This window comes from Nocardioides sp. Root190, from assembly GCF_001428565.1.
GTDB lineage: Bacteria > Actinomycetota > Actinomycetes > Propionibacteriales > Nocardioidaceae > Nocardioides.
This window is the reverse complement of the sequence record NZ_LMIA01000010.1, coordinates 282,414-300,753: the sequence shown is the minus strand read 5'-3', so window position 1 is coordinate 300,753 and position 18,340 is coordinate 282,414. Positions and strand designations below refer to the sequence as shown.

The window sequence follows — 18,340 nt, the reverse complement described above, 5'->3', positions numbered from 1 at the left end:
GGCGGGAGGACCGACGCAACGGGGCCGACTCACCGGGAGGCTCCGGGGCAGGGCTCGCCGAGGGACCGCGATCGTGCTCCGGCCGTGATCCGTCGGACCCTCCTGTCACTCTCGCCACATGACGACGAGGATCGACTGCGACACCTGTGTGGTTCGGGGACTGGCCTGCCACGACTGCGTGGTGACGGTGCTGCTCGGACCACCGCCCGAGTTGATGATCGACGACGAGGAGCTGCGCGCTCTCGACGCACTCGCCGAGGGGGGACTGGTGCCGCCACTGCGCCTGGTGCGCCCAGTCTCGGCGCCCGTGGTGGAGTCCGCGTGACAGGAGTGGCCCGTGGGGCAGGTGTGATGTGCTCCTCGTGGATTGTGTCCACAACACGCTCGGGAGGGTTTGGCCGCGACGGGGCGCCCGATTAGGCTGCTCGCTCAGGTGTCCGTGGAAGTGGATCGACCGATCCGCGCGGGCATCGCGCTGAGTCCGGGGCCATTCGTGGTCCCGGAGCCGGGGAACCAACCACATCTGGGGTGAATCCCGCACGAGGTGCGCGTACGACGACCCGATCGGGTCGGCGGACACGCGAGGAGTGCGGGTAGGGCAAGTCGTGCCCGAACCCGTCAGCTCACCCGGTAGGCGTACGACACCGCAAAGGGGACCGCCAGCTCGTGCTGAACGGCCGGAAACGCACCACCGCATCGCTTGCTGCACTGGCACTGACGGGCACGATCGCCCTGTCGGTGAGCTCCCCGACCAGCCCCGCCCAGGCCGAACCGGACATCGACACCGTCCGCGACCGGGTCGAGCGGCTCCTGCACCAGGCCGAGCAGGCCTCCGAGCGCTTCAACGACGCGCGCCTCGAGCTTTCCGAGCTCAACGGCGAGCTGGACTCCCTGGAGGCCGACCAGAGCCGCCAGAGCGACGAGCTCGACGGAGTGCGCGCCGATGTGCGCGACGCGATCATCCAGCGCTACCAGGCCGGTGGTCTCGGCCCGGCCGGCGAGCTCCTCGCCTCCGACTCCGACGCCTTCCTCGACGAGCTGTCGACGCTGTCGACGGTCGACGGCATCCACGACTCGCTCCTCGCCGACTACGACACGGAGCTCGACGCCTACAGCATCCGCCGTGACCAGACCGAGGACCGTCGTGACGACGTCCGCGAGCTGAAGGCCACGCTGAAGACCGAGAAGAAGTCGGCCGACGGCAAGCTCGCCCAGGCTCAGGCACTGCTCTCCAAGCTCGAGGACGAGGAGCGGGCCGAGATCCTGTCCCGCGGCGGCTACCGCGCCCCCGACGCCTCCTCGATCCCCGCGTCGGGTCGCGCCGCGATCGCGATCCGCTACGCGCTGGCCCAGGTCGGCGACTCCTACGTCTTCGGTGCGGCCGGTCCCAACGCCTTCGACTGCTCCGGCCTGACGATGATGGCCTGGGGCCAGGCCGGTGTCAGCCTGCCGCACTCCTCGCGCGCGCAGATGGGCAGCGGCACACCCGTGTCGCGCAACCAGCTGCAGCCGGGTGACCTCGTCTTCTACTACAGCCCCGTCAGCCACGTCGGGATCTACCTCGGCAACGGCATGATCGTGCACGCCGCCAACCCGGGCGCGGGTGTGAAGGTGTCGAGCGTCGACGAGATGCCCTACGCCGGCGCGGTCCGGCCTGGGTGACCCACCTCCGGGTGAGCCGACGGGTCGTCCCGTCGGTGCTGTTGCTGGCGGCTCTCGTGACCGGGGGCTGCTCGCCCGAGGAGTACGTCGCTCCGCCTCCGGCCGAGCGCGCGGAGGTCGCTGATCCCGCCGCCGCGGCGCGCACGCTCACGGCGCTGCAGGACGCGCTCGACGACCCGGACGCCGCTGCCGCCCTCGGTGCGGATGACGCGTCGTCGTCCCTGTTGGCGGCAATCGCCGAGAACGCCACAGCGCTTCGGCTCAGCGACGTCACCTTCGGCTACGTCACCGAGACCGGCCGCACCTCCGACGAGGACGGTTGGGACGGCCTGGTCGCGATGACCTGGCGCTTCGACGGCTTCGACGTGGCCTCCGCCCGCGCGGAGATCCCGGTCTCCTTTGCCGACGGAGGTCGCCGGATCGCGGGGATCGGCTCCGACGGTGGGCGTCTCCCGCTCTGGCTCACCGGGCCGGCGGCGGTGCGCCGGGTGCCGGGGGCGGTCGTGATGGCGACGGGTGGTGACGTCGACCGCTACGCCGGCTGGGCACGTACGGCCGTGGCCCAGACCCGTGAACTGCTCGGTGGCCGCGCCGGGCTCGTCGTCGAGATCCCGGACGACACCGCAGCCCTCCACCGTGCCCTCGACGCGGACCGGGGGAGCTACGACGCGATCGCGGCCGTCACTGCGCCCGTCGACGGCTCGAGCGCGGTGGGCAGTCCCGTCCACGTCTTCGTCAATCGCGCCGTGTACGACGACCTCGACCCGGTCGCCGGTCAGGTCGTGATGACGCACGAGGCCGTGCACGCCCTCACCGGCGCGACCGCCGCCCGTGGGGTGCCGCTGTGGCTGCTCGAGGGCTTCGCCGACCACGTCGCCCTGCGCGGACTGGATCTTCCGATCTCGCGGACCGCCGGTCAGGTCATCGAGAAGGTGCGTCGCGACGGCCTTCCAAAGGCGTTGCCGGCCGACACCGAGTTCGACCCGTCGACCAGCCACCTCGGGTCGGTGTACGAAGCGGCCTGGCAGGTCACCGAGACCCTCGTCGAACGTCGTGGCGAGCAGGCACTCGTGACGTTCTACCGCGCGGTGCTGGACGGCACGGCCTGGGCGAGCGCCCTGCAGCGCGGGTTCGGCTGGTCCGAGGCCGACCTCACGACCGCCTGGCGCCGCCAGCTCGGCGTGCTGGTCGACATGTCAGAGTAGGTCCGTGGACACGCGACTGGACTCCCGTCGGGTCGCTCTGGGCACCGTGGTGCTGGGCCTGGCCGTGTTCGTCGTCGTGGCCGTGATCCGGGTTCCCTGGCAGCCGGTCCCCGGAGGAGTGCCGGCCGCGGCGTCGGCGTCGTCGGTGTTCTCGCCCGACCAGATCGCACTGGCCGAGCACTTCGCCCGCTGGGCGAGGCTCTGGAGCTGGTCCTCGCTGGTCGTCTCGCTCGCCCTCGCCTGCTGGCTCGGCTTCGGTCGTCGTGGCCGGGAGTGGGCGGAGCGGGTGCCCGGCTGGTGGTGGGTGCGCGTCGTGCTCGTCGTCGCCGCCCTCACGCTGGCCGGCCGCCTGGTGACGCTCCCGTTCGGCATCGCGCTGCGCCGCTTGCGGCTGGAGGAGGGCCTCTCGACCGGGACCTGGATTGCCTGGACCGTCGACCTGCTCAAGGGAGAGGCGATCTCGATCGTCGTCACCTCGATCGCGGTGATCGTCCTGGTCGGATGTGCCCGACGCTGGGACCGGTTCTGGCCGGCGGTCGCCGGCGCCATCGGTGCCGGGCTGGTTCTTGCGGGGTCCTTCGTCTATCCCGTGCTCATCGAGCCCGTGTTCAACCAGTTCGAGCCCTTGCCCGAAGGCCCGCTGCGCACCGAGGTCCTCGCGCTGGCCGAGGCTGAGGGCGTGCAGGTGGATGACGTCCTGGTCGCGGACGCCTCGCGTCGTACGACGACGCTCAACGCCTACGTGTCCGGGTTCGGCCACACCCGGCGGGTCGTGCTCTACGACACCCTGGTGGACGACACGCCGCGCGACGAGACGTTGTCGGTGGTCGCGCACGAGCTGGCCCATGCCCGCCACGGGGACGTGGTCACCGGTACGGCGCTCGGTGCAGCCGGGGCGCTGGTGGGGATCGGTCTGCTGGGACTGGTCCTGACCCTGGGGGAGCGGCGCAACCCGGCCGAGGTCGGGACCGTGCCGCGGGTGCTCGCCCTGGCGGCGGTGGCGATGCTGCTCTCTGCCCCGGTGCAGAACGGTGTCAGCCGACTGATGGAGATCCGGGCCGATCAGACCGCCCTGGAGCAGACCGAGGATCCGGCGGCCTTCATCGATCTCCAGCGCCGCCTGGCGCTGCGCTCCCATGCTGATCCGACTCCACCGGCGTGGTCACAGTGGTGGTTCGGAAGTCATCCGACGGTGTTGCAGCGGATCGGCCTGGCAGCGGACCTCGCTGCGATCAGGGAGTGAAGTCGACGTCGAAGAGGTCGGCCACGCTCAGGCCGAAGACACCCACGGCGAGGACGATGGCGGCGGCGATCAGGCTGATCAGCAGCGCGTACTCGACCGAGCTGGCTCCGCGTTGCCGGTCGAACGCGGTGGGCCCGAGCCAACATGCGCAGATGGTGGCGATCGCCATGGTGTGTCTCCCCAATGGGCAGTGAGTGAACGGCAACGGCCGCGCTGTCGAGGACAGCGCGGCCGTGGGTGCCAGCTGACTGGCTGTGAGATCAGGGTGCGATCGCGGTGTTGGTGTCGGTGAAGATGCCGTCGAGCGTGCCACCGAGGATGGCGACCGCGCCGACGATGACGGCGGCGATGAGGGCGACGAGCAGGCCGTACTCGACGGCGCTGGCGCCACGGTCGTCCATCTTCGCGAAGCGGGCGTTGAGCAGGATGTTCAGGTACTGGATCATCGGGGTCTCCCTGTGTACTGGTGTGTTCTGTGTCCCCGGGGAGTGTTCCCCGATGAGGAGTACTCTGCCCGATTCGGGGAGGGCCCGTATCGGGAGTTCGTCTCCTTGCCGCTAGTCACTTCGGACTATTTCGTGGACGTGACCGGCGCCACGTCGGATCAGCGTTCGGCGCTGCTCAGCGCGCGGCCGGCTGCACGGTGGACAGGAGCCCGATCCGCATCGCCGTCACCAGTGCCTGGGCGCGGTTCGCGGCGCCGAGCTTCTGGTAGATCCGGGCGATGTGCGACTTGGTCGTCGACTCCGAGAGGTAGAGCTTCGCTCCGATGGCCGCTGCGTTGAGCCCCTCGGCAAGCAGGAGCAGCACGTCGTGCTCGCGCTCGGTCAGTGCGGTCGACTCGGCGGACTGCCGACGCATCATGGCCCCGACCAGTCCGGCACAGACGAAGGCACGAGGGGAGACGGCTGCGTGGCGCGCTGCCTTGATCACCTCGGTCGAGGGGGCGTCCTTGCCGACGAAGCCCGAGGCGCCGGCCTGCATGGCGGCGAAGATCTGCTCGTCGCCCGAGTGCATCGTCAGCACGATCAGGCCCACCCGGTCGTTCTCCTTGCGCAGGGTGCGCACCACGTCCAGCCCGGTGCCGTCCTGCATCTGGAGGTCGGTGATGACCACGTCGGGAGTGAACTCGTGATAGCGCTGGATGCCCTCGGCGACGGAGCCGGCAGTGGAGACGACGTCGAGGTCCGGCTCGAGGTCGAGGACCGCTCCGAGCCCGTTGCGGATCAGTTCGTGGTCGTCGATCAGCAGGACGGTGATCCGCTCAGTCATGATTTCTCCTCTGGGGTGGTCACCGTCGGCCCGACGCCGACTGAGGTCCGCGGGATCTTGACCGACACCGAGACGGTCAGGCCCCTGCTTGCGTTGTCGCGAACCACGAGCTCCGCACCGATCAGTCTCGCACGCTCACGCATGATCTTCAGCCCGTGCGAGTCGTCTCGTGCGGATTGGAGGCCGACACCGTCGTCGGTCACGGTGATGATCGCCTCCGGTGCGTAGACCTGGCACCGGACGTCGATGGAGGTGGCGCGCGCGTGCTTGACGGCGTTGTTCATCGCCTCCTGGGCGATCCGGAACAGTTCTGCCTCCACCTCGGGCCGCAGTCGGGCAGGTTGCTCGTCGAGCCGGACGCGGATCGGGATCCCCGAGGACTCCGACAGGTGACGGGCGACATTGCTGATCGCGGCGCCGAGGCTCTCGGCCTCGCCGATGCTCGTGCGCAGGTTCATCACCGAACGTCGCACCTCCGCCACCACCACGGAGACCCGCTCACGGAGCATGCCGAGGGCCTTGGCCTGCTGCTCGTCTGCCGGACGGGCCGCCAGCGCGTCGATGATGTAGCCGAGTGAGGCGATGTCCTGGGCGACGCCGTCGTGCATCTCGCGGGCGAGCCGGTTCCGCTCGTCGGCCGTTGCCGCGTCCCGGAACTGGGCGAAGAGGAGTGCTGCATCGAGCTTGACTGCGTTGTCGCTGACGCTCTCGGCGACCTCGGCGAGGCTGATGGCGCTGGAGCCGGGCTCACTGCCGGCCGGCCGGAGTCCGGCGACGATCGCCTGGTGGCTGACCCGGAACGCGAAACCCTGCCCGATCTCGACGGTCGGTCGATCATCTGCTGCCCCGTGACGTACGTCGCCGGCCAGGGTCTCGCAGGCGGCCGTGTCGCCTGCCTCGAGGTCGACCGTCGACGCGACCGGGGTCAACGCGTCGCCCCGCAGGACGTAGAGCACCAGGCCGCGATTGGGGATCCGGTCGCTGACGTCGCTCAGCATCTCGCCGCCGAGCGAGCCGACGTCCAGACCAGAGCTCAGGCTGCCCGCGAGCCCGATGAGCTGGCGGAGGTGTTCCTGGGCATCGCGATAGGGCGCCAGGGGGTCCGAGCCCCGTGGGGCGGTGAAGGTGACGCTCGCGATCATGCTGAGGCCCAGGCCCGCCATGGTCCAAGTGAAGATGGACACGGCCTGCTCGGAGGTCAGCTGCTCCCACCACATCAGGGCCAGCGCGACGACGGTGATGGCCTCGACGAGGACGGTGCGGACCATCGTGCGGATCCCCGCCACGGCCGTGGCGTAGAGCGGTGGCACGACGAGCGCGGCGAGGATGGACGGACTGTGGACCATGCCGAGTGCGCTGATCACGCCGACCGTCGCGGCTTCCGTGGTCGGGCTCAGGGACAACCGCAATTCCCGCCGGGTAGCAGTGACTCCTTGGTAGACCCACACGGCGCTCAGCGCGAGCAGCGCGAGCAGCCCTTCCTCCTGATGGAACCAGAGGATGGGGCCACCGATCGCGAGCAGGGCGAAGAATCGCGCTGCGCCGACGACGGCGAAGGTCTGGCTGCTGGCCACGGTCCGAGCCTAGGCCCGACTACCCATTGAAGGCATCGATGGCACTCAGGACGGCGGGCCCCATCACGATGACGAAGAGACAGGGCAGGATGCACAGGACCAGAGGCACCATGATCTTCACCGGGACCTGCTGTGCCTTGGCTTCGGCGTACTGGCGCCGCTTGACCCGGATCTCCGATGACTGGACGCGCAGGACCTGACCGATGGGGATGCCGAAGGAATCAGCCTGGACCATCGCACCGACGAAGGCCTTGAGGTCATCGACGTTCGACCGGTCGCCCAGGGCGCGCAGCGCGTCGGCACGGCCCATGCCCAGCTGCATCTCCCGCAGGACGCGGGACAGCTCCTCGGCGAGGGGTCCGGTCGTGTTGCGGGCGACCTGCTGGAGTGCTGCGTCGAAACCCAGTCCGGCCTCGACACTGATGGTCAACAGGTCCACTGCGTCAGCAAGCGTCCGCTTGATCTCGTCGGCGCGGTTGTAGGCACACTGGTACAGGTAGAGGTCGGGGGCGAAGAAGCCGCCCAGGGCACCGACCGCTCCCAGGAGGACGAGCCAGGTGATGCCCAGACCGAGCAGGCCGCCGTAGACGAGGCCCAGAACGGGGAAGATCACCGCGCACAGGACCTTGAGCGAGACGATGCGGTCGACGGTCCAGCCGCGCGGATTCCCGGCGATCTCGAGCTTGCGGCGCAGTCGCTCAGCCTGGTCGGCCCCGGTGATGCGGCGACCGAAGGACAACGCTCGTGCCTGCATCGGGTCGATCACGCGATCGGCAAAGGAGCGGTCTGCCTCCGAGGCGAGGGCTGCTCCTTCTGTTCCGTGCTGTTCGAGGGCACGCAGCGCCCGTTCGAGGCCATCAGGTGCTTCGTTCCTCGTCAACGCAGTGCTGAGAACGGCTGCGGCACCGACCAGGAGGAGGAAGGCGAGAATCAGGATCATCACACGTCCACCTTCACCAGGCGCGACATCCAGAACACGCCGACGATGAGCCACAGCACACCGGCACCGAGGATGAACCATCCTCGAGGGTCGGCCACCAGAGGATTGAGGAAGTCCGGGTTGGTCAGCAACAGATAGAGCGCGAAGACCGGCGGCAGTGCGCACAGGATGACCGCAGACATCCGGCCCTCGGCTGACAGCGAAGTGACCTGCCGACGCAGGTACGCCCGTTCGCGCATCGTGGCAGCGACCGTGTTGAGCAGCTCGGCGAGGTTGCCGCCCACCTGGCGCTGGATCCGGATCGCCATCACCGACCAGCCGAAGTCCTTGCTCTCGAACCGCTGGGCGACACCGTCGAAGGCATCCTCGAGGGACATACCGATCCGGGCCTCCACCAGCACCCGCTTGAACTCCGAAGCGATCGGCTCGGGCCCTTCCCTGACCACGGTGTCGACGGCCTGCGCCAGCGACAGTCCTGCGCTCAACGCGCCGGAGATGAGCTGGAGCACCTCGGGCAGGGCATCGTCGAACGCCTTGCGGCGTCGGTTGGCACGGAAGCGGAGAAAGAAGGGCGGAATCACGAACCCGATGAGCAGGAAGACGCCTCCGACGATCAGGTTGCCTCGACCGACCAGGAAACCGACGACACCTGCCCCGAACACGGTGCCGATGTGGACGAGGAGCCACTCCGAGGGCTTGAACTCGCTGCCCGCGGCCGTCAACTTCGTCGTGAGGCGTTCGTTGAGGCCGCTGTTGCGAGCCAGAACCCCGGCCGCAGCCGCCTTGGCCTGGTCGAGAACGGGCTCTGAGGTCTGTTTGGGCTGAGCCTTCTCGAAGCCGCGGGTCTGGGTGCTGTAGGCCTCGACCCGCTCGATGATGCTCATCGGCCCCGGGCGCGCGGGGACGAGGAGGACAGCGACGGTGATGAGGCCGAGGGCAAGGACTCCGAGACCGGCGTAGAGCACCCAGTCCGGGGTGTTCCAGCCTCCGGGGCTCTCCAGTTCGGGGAGCGCTTCGGGGGTGCTGATCTGTGAATCACCCTGGATCGGCGCGAGAGCCCGGGCGACGATTGGCTCGCCGCCGGTCTGCAGGATGACCTCGACGGTCGCCTGGGTGGCGTCGAAACCAGTCGGCAGCGGCGCGGTGACCAGGACCTGCGCGGCCAGCACCCTGGCCTCGTCCCGGAAGGCGACCGCCAACTGGTCGCCGCTGCTCTCGATGACTCGACCGTTGCCGGCCTCGGTCATGGACCGAAGCGGCGTGAGGGCGGCGCCGGTCTGTCCAAGGCTGACCATGTCCACGAGCGTGTTCGTGTCCGAGATCCTGCGCGTGACGTCGTCCAGAACTGCGGTGCCGCCCGTGTCGGCACCGTCGGAAAGGACCAGCACGGTGCGCTGACCGGCATCGCCGGCGGTGTCCACAGCAGCGATCACACCGTCGTACAAGCGCGTGTCGCGGTCGAGCTCGAGATCGTCGACGACCGCCCGGGCGGCGTTGCGGTCCGTGGTGGGCTCGAGGGCCACGGTCACCTCGTTGTCGAAGTTGACGATGCCGACCTCGACATCGTCGGGCACGGCATTGAGATAGGTCTTCGCAGCGTCCTTCGCGGCGTCGAACCGGCCGTCGGTCGACATCGACTGGCTCGTGTCGATCGCGAGCACCGTGGTGCGCTTGATCTCGGACCCGGCCTCGGCGGCGGTCGCGGTCAGCGTCACGCCGTCCAGCGTCGCCTCAACGCGTGAGAGGTCGACGTCGACGCCGGGCGGGATGTCGACCAGGACCCGGAGCCCGTCACCGGTCGACTCGACGTGAGCGATCGTGCCGTCCTCGGCCGACGCGGCAGCGAGCGGCAGCAGGAAGGCGGTCAGGAGACCAGCGAGGAGCAGGAGGGACCGACGCGCCGCGGTCACGGTCGGTCCGTTCGGAACAGGGTCGGATCGATCGCCACGTTGGCGTAGGCGAGCTTCTCGACGAACTTCGGTCGGAGACCGGTCGACCGCAAGCGCCCGAGCACCCGGCCGTTCTCGTCGAATCCGGCGCTGTTGTCGAACACGAAGACGTCCTGGAGGGTGATGATGTCGCCCTCCATCCGCTCGACCTCGGTGATGTGCGTGATCCGGCGGGATCCGTCCTTGAACCGGGACTGGTGCACGATCAGGTCGACGGCCGAAGCCACCTGTTCGCGGATGGCGCGGACCGGCAGGTCCATGCCCGCCATCAGCACCATCGTCTCCATGCGAGCGAGGGTGTCACGGGGGCCGTTCGAGTGCAGGGTGCAGATCGAGCCGTCGTGGCCGGTGTTCATCGCCTGCAGCATGTCCAGAGCGGAGGCGTCACGGACCTCACCGACGACGATGCGGTCGGGGCGCATGCGCAGGCAGTTGCGCACCAGGTCGCGGATGGTGACCGCGCCCTTGCCCTCGATGTTGGCCGGTCGTGACTCGAGCCGGACCACGTGCTCCTGCTTGAGCTGCAGCTCGGCCGCGTCCTCGATCGTGACGATCCGCTCATCGGTCGGGATGAAGGACGACAGCACGTTCAGTGTGGTGGTCTTGCCCGCGCCCGTCCCCCCGGAGACGATGACGTTGAGCCGGCCCCGGACGCAGGCGTCGAGGAAGTCAGCGGTCTGCGGCGTCAGGGATCCGAAGTTGATCAGGTCCTGCACCGTCAGCGGGTCGGTCGAGAACTTCCGGATCGTCAGCGCCGAGCCGTCGATGGAGAGCGGCGGCACGATCGCGTTCACACGGCTGCCGTCGGGCAGTCGGGCGTCGACCATGGGCGAGGACTCGTCGACGCGTCGGCCGATCCGCGAGACGATCTTGTCGATGGTGCGCCTCAGGTGCGCCTCGTCGGCGAAGTGCGCGTCGGCCTTCATCAGCCGGCCGCTCTTCTCCAGCCAGACCTCACTGGCACCGTTGACCATGACCTCGGAGACCTCCGGGTCCCGGAGGTAGGGGTCGATCGGTCCGTAGCCGAGGATGTCGTCGGTGATCTCCTGGGTCACCCGGGCCCGGTCGGCGGCACTGAGCGGTCGGTCCTGGGCGCCCAGCACCTCGGAGAGGACGCTGCGGACGGTGTTGTCGAGCTCGTCCTGGTCCATCTCAGCGTCGTACAGGTGCGGCCCGAGCCGCTTGAGCAGCTCGGCGTGCACACTGGTCTTGAGGTCCTCGATCCGGTCGGCTTCAGGGTTGCCGAGGGTGCGTCGCGCGTTGGGCCGACCGTCGGCCGTTGCCGCCGCCGCCCGGGCTGCGAGCGGTCCGGTCGTGGCCGGTGTGCTGCCGGCGGGCTCGGCCTTGGTCAGGGACGGCGCGGCGGCAACCGGAGTGGCGCCCTGAGCAGCGGCGGTGGGCTCGGGCGCCTGCTCCTGGACGGGCTCTGCGGCATGACGACCTGCGGCGGCGGCGTCGCGCCGCGCTGCTTCGAGCCGTTCGGAAAGGCTGCTCATGAGTTCCTCCCACGACGGAAGAGGCCCCGGGACCGGGACTGCTCGGCCGGCGCACTCGCCGCGCTGGCGGTCGGGATCGAGACCGGTTCCCCGGTCACCGAGGCGGCCAGCTCGGCGTAGGCGATGCTGGCCGGGTGGTTCGGCTTCTGGGACACGATCGGGGTGCCGGAGTTGGTGGCCGCAGCGATGTCCATCGCCGAGGCGACCTGGGAGCTCACCGGCATGCCGAGGATGCTCTCGACCTTCTCTACGCTGATCCCGACGGCGTCGTCGGCCCGGTTGAGGAGCAGGTGGCGGTGGCCGCGGGCGATGTTGAGCATGTCCATCGTCTCGAGCGCGACCTTGACGTTCTTCAGCGTGGGGACGTCGAGGGTGGCGACGATGACGCACTCGTCGGTCTCGTCCAGTGCTGTCAGGGTCGCATCGTCGAAGGACGGTGAGGTGTCGACGACGATGTAGTCGAATCCGTCGCGCAGTGCGCGCAGGATCCGCGAGATCAGCAGGGGAGTGATCCGTTCCCGCACGTCCGGGTGGGCCGGTGCGGCGAGCACGGTCAGGCTGTCCTCGTGCCGGGTCAGCAGGCCTTCGAGCATGGCCAGGTCGACGGAGTCCTCCGAGCCGACGGCCTGCTCGATCGAGTGCGTCGGGAAGAGCTGCATCGTGATCGCGACGTCGCCGAAGGCGAGGTCGAGGTCGACCAAGCACACCTTGCGGGCGCCGCGGTCGGTCAGGGCGAGGGCGAGGTTGACCGAGGAGGTCGTCTTGCCGACGCCGCCCTTGGGGGAGAACACGGTGACCACGCGACCGAGCTGGCGTGCGCCGCCGGGGCCGCGCAGTGCCATGTAGAGCTGGTGGGCGCGCTCGACCGCTTTCGTCAGCCCCTTGTCCTCATTGCTGATCGCGACGACGTCGCGGATGCCCGCGTGCATCGACCGGGTGAGGATGTCGGTCTCGGCGCGCTCGCGGACGAGGATCACGCTGACAGTGGGCCGCTTGATCCGTAGGTCCTCGGCACAGTCCAGCGCGGTCTCCAGCGACAGCGTCGGACCGATCACGACGGCGTACTCGTCGGCGTGCTGGTCCAGCCAGGCGTGCATGCGGTCGATGGAGGCCACCGAGTGGGAACCGGTGGGCATCGCTGCGAGCAGCGGAGCGATGGAGGCGGAGTCAGCCTCGACGATGACGGGCATGTCCGCGCTCCTCAGTCGAAGAGATTCTCGCGGTCGACCTGAGGGCCGACCTTGACGGTGCTCGCGTCGTTCAGGAGAGCGATCGTGAGCTCGCCGTCCTTTTCCGCGAACCGGATCTTCTCAGCCTCGCGTTGGCTGAGAGCGAGAGTGACCAGGCGCTGGATCTCCTGGTCGTTGCCGTCGACCTCGCCCGATGTGTCCTCCTCCGGCACGAAGGTCTTGAGACCGTCGGCGAGGACGGTGACCCGGGGCAGGAGCATCCGGGTGAGGATGGGCTTGTTGCTCTCGATGATCGTGGCGATGATGGAGACCTCGGCACCGGTCTTGATGAACCGACCCACACGACCGTCGTCCTTCACCAGCACCGAGATCGCGATCTTGCCCTCGGGGATCGGCAGCACCGAAGCGGCCTGGACGTCCTCGACTGCGCCGAACTTGAGCGGGATGAGCTGCTCACCGGGGTAGATGGTGGTGAGCGCGACCTTGTCCCGCAAGGGCTTGGAGTCGTCGTCGGCACCCTCGAGCAGTTGTGCCCGAGCCACGTTGGTGAGCTGGACCTTCCCGCTCTCCAGCGCCTCGTCCAGGCTCTCGCCCGGCTCGATCTGCTGCGCGGCGGTCAACACCTCGACGGTGTCGAACTTGTCGGCCGCCCGCGTCTCTGCGCCTCGCGCATAGACGAAGACGAGCGCCACTCCGAGCGCGGCAACCACCGCGGCAACGACGAGCAGCAACCTGCGACGATCCATAACTGAGCCTCCCGCTCCCCATGCAATCCCATTTGCTGTTCCCCGGTGCAGCAGGCCGAGGCTAGCGGGGGGCGAGCCGGAGGTGTGCGCAATATCGCCAATTGCGACGAATGTTGCCCGATCGCAACCCTGGAGTGGTTCGTCAGGACTATGGTCCCGGGACCTTCCGCCGGTTCTCAGGCGTAGAGCGCCGCGATCTCGTCCCGGCTCTCACGCATGACCACGTTGCGCTTCAGCTTCAGGCTGGGCGTCACCTGCCCTGCCTCCTCGGTCCAGTCGTGGGGCAGGATCGCGAACTTCCGGATCGACTCCGCCTTGGAGACCGCCTTGTTGGCCTCGTCGACCGCGCCCTGGATCTCGGCGCGCAGGTCCTCGTCCTCGACCAGGTCGGCGATCCGGCCGGACTTGCCGTGGTGCTCGGCCCAGGCGGGGAACGCCTCCTCGTCGATGGTGACCAGGGCGCCGATGAAGGGCTGGCCGTCGCCCACGACGAGGCACTGGCTGACCAGCGCGGCGGCGCGCACCCGGTCCTCGAGGACGGCGGGGGCGACGTTCTTGCCGCCGGCGGTCACGAGGATCTCCTTCTTGCGCCCGGTGATCCTCACGAATCCCTCGTCGTCGACCTCGCCGACGTCCCCGGTGTGGAACCAGCCGTCGCCGTCGAGGGCCTCGGCACTCGCCTCGGGGTTGTTCCAGTAGCCGGTGAAGACCTGACCGCCACGGAAGAGCAGCTCCCCGTCGTCCGCGATGCGTACGGCGGTGCCGGGGATCGGGCGGCCGACGGTGCCGACCTTCTGCGCGTCCGGGAGGTTGACCGTCAGCGCCGCCGTCGTCTCGGTCAGGCCGTAGCCCTCCAGCACGGTCACGCCGATGCCCCGGTAGAAGTGGCCGAGCCGGTCACCGAGGGGCGCACCGCCCGACACCGCGAACTCACAGCGCCCGCCCAGCGCCGCGCGGAGCTTGCCGTAGACCAGCCGCGCGAACAGGGCGTGCTGTGCGCGCACTCGCACCGGGACCCGCCCGCCGTCCAGTGCGCGGGAGTAGGTGATCGCCGCCTCGGCGGCACGGTCGAAGATCTTGCCCTTGCCGTCGGCGGTCGCCCGCTGGGAGGCGGTGTTGAAGACCTTCTCGAACACCCGCGGGACGGCGAGGATGAAGGTGGGCTGGAAGGTGGCCAGCTGGGGGAGCAGGTTCTTGATGTCGGCGCTGTGACCCAGTCGGGTCCGGGCCTTCACGGCTCCGACCTGGATGATCCGGGCGAAGACGTGGGCCAGGGGGAGGAAGAGGAGCGTCGAGGCGCCCTCGGTGTCGAAGAGCTGTTCCAGCTCGTCCACCGCGACGCACAGCTCGGTCTGGAAGTTGTCGTGCGTGAGCATGCAGCCCTTGGGCCGTCCGGTGGTGCCCGAGGTGTAGATGAGGGTGGCGAGGGCCGACGGTCCGCCGGCGCTGCGTCGTACCTCGAGGTCGTCGTCGGGGACATCGGTGCCCAGCCGGCCCAGCTCGTCGACGGCACCGTCCTCGATCACCCACAGGTGCGCCAGCTCGGGGAGCTCGTCCCGGCACGCCTCGACCTTGGTGCGGTGCCCCTCGTCCTCGACCACGACGGCCCGGGCGCCGGAGTCGGACAGGATCCAGTGGACCTGCTCGGTCGAGGAGCTCTCGTAGATCGGGACGGTCGCGGCGCCGGCGAACCAGATCGCGTAGTCCAGCAGCGTCCACTCGTAGCGTGTGCGCGAGATCACGGCGACCCGGTCGCCGGGCTCGACCCCCGCGGCGAGGAGTCCCTTCGCGACGGCGGAGACCTCAGCCAGGAAGGCGGCGCAGGTGACGTCGGACCATCCGCCCTTGCCGTCCGGACGGCTGAATTGCACCGTGTCGGGCGCCTCGGCGGCGTTCCGTACGACGTCATCGGTCAGGTTGCCGCTGGTGGGGACGGTCACCGTCTGCGGGGTGGAGTACTCGCGCACGTCCGCAGGCTACCGCCGGGCACGGGGACCCGCCCGTTCCGGTAACCTTCCGGCATGGCCGAACAGACGTCTTCGTCGATCGTTGTCGACGCCCCCGCTGCCGATGTGATGGCCGTCATCGCCGACTTCCCCGCCTACCCCGCCTGGGCCAAGGGCGTGACCGTCGCCGACGTCCGTTCCTCCTTCGACGGTGCGGACGAGCGCCAGGCCGGCCGCGCCCGTGAGGTCTTCTTCGCGCTCGACGTCTCGCCCATCAAGGACGAGTACACGCTCGCCTACGACTGGGACGGCGACAATCAGGTCACCTGGACCCTCGTCGAGGGCAAGATGCTCAAGGCGCTCGAGGGTGCCTACGTGCTGCGTGCCACCGGGCCCGGCACGACCGAGGTCACCTACCGGCTCGCGCTCGACGTCTCGATCCCCCTGATCGGCATGCTCAAGCGCAAGGGCGAGAAGATCCTCATCGACACCGCGCTCAAGGGCCTGAAGAAGCGCGTCGAGTCCGGCGCCTGAGGGCGTCGGCAGACAGCGGACCCGTGCGCATCGTTCTCTTCACCGGCAAGGGCGGCGTCGGCAAGTCGACCGTCGCTGCGGGTACGGCTGCGCTCGCGGCCGCCCGGGGCCTGCGCACACTGGTGATCTCGACCGACGCGGCCCACTCGCTCGCCGATGCCTACGGCGCCGCCGGCACCGGCTCGGCCCTCGGCGGTGCCGAGCCCACCGAGGTCGCTCCGAACCTCCACCTCCAGCAGGTCGACGCCCAGCTGCGCTTCGAGCAGTCGTGGGCCGACATCCAGCGTTACCTGCTCTCCGTCCTCGACGCCGCGGGCATGGACCCGGTCGCGGCGGAGGAGATGACGGTCATCCCCGGGGCCGAGGAGGTCCTGGCCCTCCTCGAGCTGCGCCAGCACGCGCGGTCGGGGCGCTGGGACGTGATCGTCGTCGACTGCGCCCCGACGGCGGAGACGCTGCGCCTGTTGGCCCTGCCCGAGGCGCTGGGCTGGTACATCGAACGGCTCCTCCCGATCCAGCGACGCCTGGTCAAGGCGCTGCGTCCCGTGCTGAACCGTGCGGCCGGCGTGCCGATGCCCGGTGACGCCGTCTTCGACGCCATCACGCGGCTGCACGCCGAGCTCGACGACGTGCACGCGCTGCTCTCCGGGCCCGAGGCGAGCGTCCGGCTGGTGCTGACGCCGGAGAAGGTGGTCCTTGCCGAGGCGCGGCGGGCATTCACGAGCCTGTGCCTGTTCGGCTACCGCGTCGACGGCGTCGTGGCGAACCGCGTCTTTCCCGCGGCCGATGGTGACGCGTGGCGCTCGGGATGGGTCGATGCCCAGCGCCGGGTGCTCGCCGAGGTCGCCCAGTCCTTCCCCGGACTCCCCGTCCACACCTCCGAGTACCAGCCCGCCGAGCCGGTCGGGGTCGATGCGGTGGCCGCCCTGGCCGAAGCGTTGTACGACGGCGCCGACCCCCTCGCAGTCCCCACCGGGGAGGGGCCGTTCCGGGTGACCCGGCCCGAGCCCGGGGTGGCGGTCATCCACCTCTCCCTGCCCTTCGTGACGCGCGACGAGGTCGATCTCGCCCGCAACGGCGACGAGCTGGTCATGACCGTCGGCTCCCACCGGCGCCTGCTGACCCTGCCCCCCGGCCTGGCGCGGCTGCGCGTGGCCGGCGCCCGGGTCGTCGAGGGCGAGCTCCGCGTACGGTTCGCCGAACCCGCTCCTGCTGTTGTCGGAGGTGAGCACTGATGACCGATGAGCACCAGCCCGAGGTCGGAAGCGTCGGCGAGGAGGCGATGAAGCTCTTCGGCGCCCTCGCCGACCTCGCCCGCCAGCACTCCGGCGACGCCGCCGGCACCGTGGGCGACCTCGCGGGCCAGGCCGCCGCGATGGCCAGCGAGGTCGGGGAGCACATCGCCACCGACAGCGTGGAGTGCCGCTACTGCCCGGTGTGCCGCGTGGTCCACGCCGTACGCCAGACCTCACCGGACGTGCGCGCCCACCTGATGGTGGCGGCGACGTCCCTGCTGCAGGCCGCTGCTGGCTTCATGGAGACGCTCCCGCCTCCGCCGGGCGAGGGGACGCCACGCGGCCCCGAGGTCGAGCGGATCGATCTGGACGACGACGCCCCGGAGGACGACCTGTGACCGACGGACTGACCTGTGGGATCGACATCGGCGGCACGAAGGTCGCCGGGGCCGTCGTCGACGTGGACGGCAACGTCATCGCCGAGGCTCGCGTCGTGTCGCCTGCGACCGACCCGTCGGCGATGGAGGCGGCGGTGGCCGAGCTCGTGGCCGGTTTCTCTGCCGAGCACGAGATCGTCGCGGTCGGCGTGGGGGCGGCGGGCTACATCGCCTCCGACCGGTCGACTGTCCTCTTCGCCCCGAACATCGCCTGGCGCAACGAGCCCCTCGGCGCGGATCTCGCCCGGCTGACGGGGTTGCCCGTGGTCATCGAGAACGACGCGAACGCTGCGGCCTGGGGCGAGTTCCGCCACGGCGCCGGCCGCGACGTCGAGGACCAGCTCATGGTCACGGTCGGCACCGGTGTCGGCGGTGGCGTGGTCACCGAGGGCCGTCTCCTGCGCGGCGCGCACGGTGTCGCCGCGGAGATCGGCCACCTGTGCATCGTCCCCGAGGGTCGGCCCTGCGGGTGCGGGAACCGGGGCTGCCTCGAGCAGTACGGCAGTGGTACGGCGCTGGTGCGCAGCACCCGCGAAGCCGTTGCTGCCGGATCCCTCCTCGCCCGCGACATCCTGCAGCGCGCCGGCGGGGACGCCGAGGCGATCACCGGACCGATGATCACCGACGCCGCCCGTGAGGGTGACCGGTTCGCCGTGGAGCAGTTCGAGCAGCTCGGTGCCTGGCTCGGGCACGGCATCGCCTCGCTCGCGGCGATCCTCGACCCGGCCGTCGTGGTCATCGGGGGCGGTGTCGGCGAGGCGGGCGACCTCCTGGTCACCCCGCTGCGCGCGACCTTCGAGCGGGAGCTGACCGGTCGCGGCTTCCGGCCCCGTGCCGAGATCCGACTGGCCCAGCTGGGCAATCGTGCGGGTGTCATCGGTGCCGCCGACCTCGCCCGTCGCGGAATCTGA

General features: G+C 69.8%; 18 protein-coding genes and 1 riboswitch. Of the genes, 8 read left to right on the top strand and 10 right to left on the bottom strand.

All coding sequences use genetic code 11. The features are described 5' to 3' along the window. Window positions 1–118: 118 nt before the first annotated feature. From ASE01_RS14300 to ASE01_RS14285, 4 genes are all read left to right on the top strand, one after another. Window positions 119–325 carry a hypothetical protein gene (locus ASE01_RS14300; RefSeq protein ID WP_056753174.1) on the top strand — a complete coding sequence of 69 codons (207 nt, stop codon included), beginning with the start codon at window positions 119–121 and terminating at the stop codon, window positions 323–325. 138 nt (window positions 326–463) lie between these two features. After that, window positions 464–652, top strand: a riboswitch (cyclic di-AMP (ydaO/yuaA leader). A gap of 86 nt (window positions 653–738) precedes the next feature. Continuing rightward, window positions 739–1,662 (top strand): C40 family peptidase, encoded by a 924-nt coding sequence (locus tag ASE01_RS14295; protein ID WP_235536023.1) that lies wholly within the window; start codon window positions 739–741, stop codon window positions 1,660–1,662. A gap of 11 nt (window positions 1,663–1,673) precedes the next feature. Continuing rightward, complete coding sequence (locus tag ASE01_RS14290; protein ID WP_157537361.1) at window positions 1,674–2,867, top strand: hypothetical protein; 1,194 nt, start codon at window positions 1,674–1,676, stop codon at window positions 2,865–2,867. A 4-nt stretch (window positions 2,868–2,871) separates the two neighbouring features. Then, complete coding sequence (locus tag ASE01_RS14285; protein WP_235536022.1) at window positions 2,872–4,110, top strand: M48 family metallopeptidase; 1,239 nt, start codon at window positions 2,872–2,874, stop codon at window positions 4,108–4,110. Here the strand turns inward: ASE01_RS14285 and ASE01_RS14280 are convergent. The 10 genes from ASE01_RS14280 to ASE01_RS14235 form a co-directional block, all read right to left on the bottom strand. Beyond that, window positions 4,100–4,279, bottom strand: a complete 180-nt coding sequence (locus ASE01_RS14280) for a Flp family type IVb pilin (RefSeq protein WP_056753167.1) — start codon at window positions 4,277–4,279, stop codon at window positions 4,100–4,102. The two genes, ASE01_RS14285 and ASE01_RS14280, sit on opposite strands and share 11 nt — an antisense overlap. Before the next feature lie 91 nt (window positions 4,280–4,370). After that, window positions 4,371–4,556: a Flp family type IVb pilin gene (locus tag ASE01_RS14275; protein ID WP_056753164.1), complete on the bottom strand. Its 186-nt coding sequence runs from the start codon at window positions 4,554–4,556 to the stop codon at window positions 4,371–4,373. Between the two features lie 175 nt (window positions 4,557–4,731). Next, the gene (locus ASE01_RS14270; RefSeq protein ID WP_056753162.1) at window positions 4,732–5,382 is read right to left on the bottom strand and encodes a response regulator; all 651 of its coding nucleotides are present in this window, start codon (window positions 5,380–5,382) and stop codon (window positions 4,732–4,734) included. Then, on the bottom strand, window positions 5,379–6,956 hold the full coding sequence (locus ASE01_RS14265; RefSeq protein ID WP_056753159.1) for a sensor histidine kinase: 1,578 nt from the start codon (window positions 6,954–6,956) through the stop codon (window positions 5,379–5,381). Before ASE01_RS14265 ends, ASE01_RS14270 begins: the two co-directional genes overlap by 4 nt. A gap of 19 nt (window positions 6,957–6,975) precedes the next feature. Then, window positions 6,976–7,896 (bottom strand): type II secretion system F family protein, encoded by a 921-nt coding sequence (locus ASE01_RS14260; RefSeq protein ID WP_056753155.1) that lies wholly within the window; start codon window positions 7,894–7,896, stop codon window positions 6,976–6,978. After that, the gene (locus tag ASE01_RS14255) at window positions 7,896–9,806 is read right to left on the bottom strand and encodes a type II secretion system F family protein (protein ID WP_056753154.1); all 1,911 of its coding nucleotides are present in this window, start codon (window positions 9,804–9,806) and stop codon (window positions 7,896–7,898) included. Before ASE01_RS14255 ends, ASE01_RS14260 begins: the two co-directional genes overlap by 1 nt. After that, the gene (locus tag ASE01_RS14250) at window positions 9,803–11,341 is read right to left on the bottom strand and encodes a CpaF family protein (RefSeq protein ID WP_056753151.1); all 1,539 of its coding nucleotides are present in this window, start codon (window positions 11,339–11,341) and stop codon (window positions 9,803–9,805) included. The genes ASE01_RS14255 and ASE01_RS14250 overlap by 4 nt, the downstream gene beginning before the upstream one ends. Next, window positions 11,338–12,531 carry an AAA family ATPase gene (locus ASE01_RS14245; RefSeq protein ID WP_056753148.1) on the bottom strand — a complete coding sequence of 398 codons (1,194 nt, stop codon included), beginning with the start codon at window positions 12,529–12,531 and terminating at the stop codon, window positions 11,338–11,340. The genes ASE01_RS14250 and ASE01_RS14245 overlap by 4 nt, the downstream gene beginning before the upstream one ends. Window positions 12,532–12,542: 11 nt before the next feature. Beyond that, window positions 12,543–13,277, bottom strand: a complete 735-nt coding sequence (gene cpaB, locus ASE01_RS14240; protein ID WP_082606060.1) for a Flp pilus assembly protein CpaB — start codon at window positions 13,275–13,277, stop codon at window positions 12,543–12,545. A 176-nt stretch (window positions 13,278–13,453) separates the two neighbouring features. Continuing rightward, window positions 13,454–15,244: an AMP-dependent synthetase/ligase gene (locus ASE01_RS14235; RefSeq protein WP_056753142.1), complete on the bottom strand. Its 1,791-nt coding sequence runs from the start codon at window positions 15,242–15,244 to the stop codon at window positions 13,454–13,456. A 54-nt stretch (window positions 15,245–15,298) separates the two neighbouring features. Here ASE01_RS14235 and ASE01_RS14230 point away from each other — a divergent pair, with 54 nt between their 5' ends. From ASE01_RS14230 to ASE01_RS14215, 4 genes are read left to right on the top strand one after another with little or no spacing between them, the layout of a single operon-like run. Next, window positions 15,299–15,757, top strand: a complete 459-nt coding sequence (locus ASE01_RS14230) for an SRPBCC family protein (RefSeq protein WP_056753139.1) — start codon at window positions 15,299–15,301, stop codon at window positions 15,755–15,757. Between the two features lie 23 nt (window positions 15,758–15,780). Next, window positions 15,781–16,992 carry an ArsA family ATPase gene (locus ASE01_RS14225; protein WP_056753136.1) on the top strand — a complete coding sequence of 404 codons (1,212 nt, stop codon included), beginning with the start codon at window positions 15,781–15,783 and terminating at the stop codon, window positions 16,990–16,992. After that, the gene (locus ASE01_RS14220; protein ID WP_056753131.1) at window positions 16,992–17,390 is read left to right on the top strand and encodes a hypothetical protein; all 399 of its coding nucleotides are present in this window, start codon (window positions 16,992–16,994) and stop codon (window positions 17,388–17,390) included. Before ASE01_RS14225 ends, ASE01_RS14220 begins: the two co-directional genes overlap by 1 nt. Beyond that, window positions 17,387–18,340, top strand: a complete 954-nt coding sequence (locus ASE01_RS14215) for an ROK family glucokinase (RefSeq protein ID WP_200958851.1) — start codon at window positions 17,387–17,389, stop codon at window positions 18,338–18,340. The genes ASE01_RS14220 and ASE01_RS14215 overlap by 4 nt, the downstream gene beginning before the upstream one ends.

Coding starts and splice junctions, on each gene's coding strand:
- ASE01_RS14220 (WP_056753131.1), top strand. CDS start 16,992: ATGACCGATGAGCACCAGCCCGAGGTCGGAAGCGTCGGCGAGGAGGCG.
- ASE01_RS14230 (WP_056753139.1), top strand. CDS start 15,299: ATGGCCGAACAGACGTCTTCGTCGATCGTTGTCGACGCCCCCGCTGCC.
- ASE01_RS14280 (WP_056753167.1), bottom strand. CDS start 4,279: ATGGCGATCGCCACCATCTGCGCATGTTGGCTCGGGCCCACCGCGTTC.
- ASE01_RS14250 (WP_056753151.1), bottom strand. CDS start 11,341: ATGAGCAGCCTTTCCGAACGGCTCGAAGCAGCGCGGCGCGACGCCGCC.
- ASE01_RS14245 (WP_056753148.1), bottom strand. CDS start 12,531: ATGCCCGTCATCGTCGAGGCTGACTCCGCCTCCATCGCTCCGCTGCTC.
- ASE01_RS14300 (WP_056753174.1), top strand. CDS start 119: ATGACGACGAGGATCGACTGCGACACCTGTGTGGTTCGGGGACTGGCC.
- ASE01_RS14270 (WP_056753162.1), bottom strand. CDS start 5,382: ATGACTGAGCGGATCACCGTCCTGCTGATCGACGACCACGAACTGATC.
- ASE01_RS14260 (WP_056753155.1), bottom strand. CDS start 7,896: ATGATCCTGATTCTCGCCTTCCTCCTCCTGGTCGGTGCCGCAGCCGTT.
- cpaB (WP_082606060.1), bottom strand. CDS start 13,277: ATGGATCGTCGCAGGTTGCTGCTCGTCGTTGCCGCGGTGGTTGCCGCG.
- ASE01_RS14275 (WP_056753164.1), bottom strand. CDS start 4,556: ATGATCCAGTACCTGAACATCCTGCTCAACGCCCGCTTCGCGAAGATG.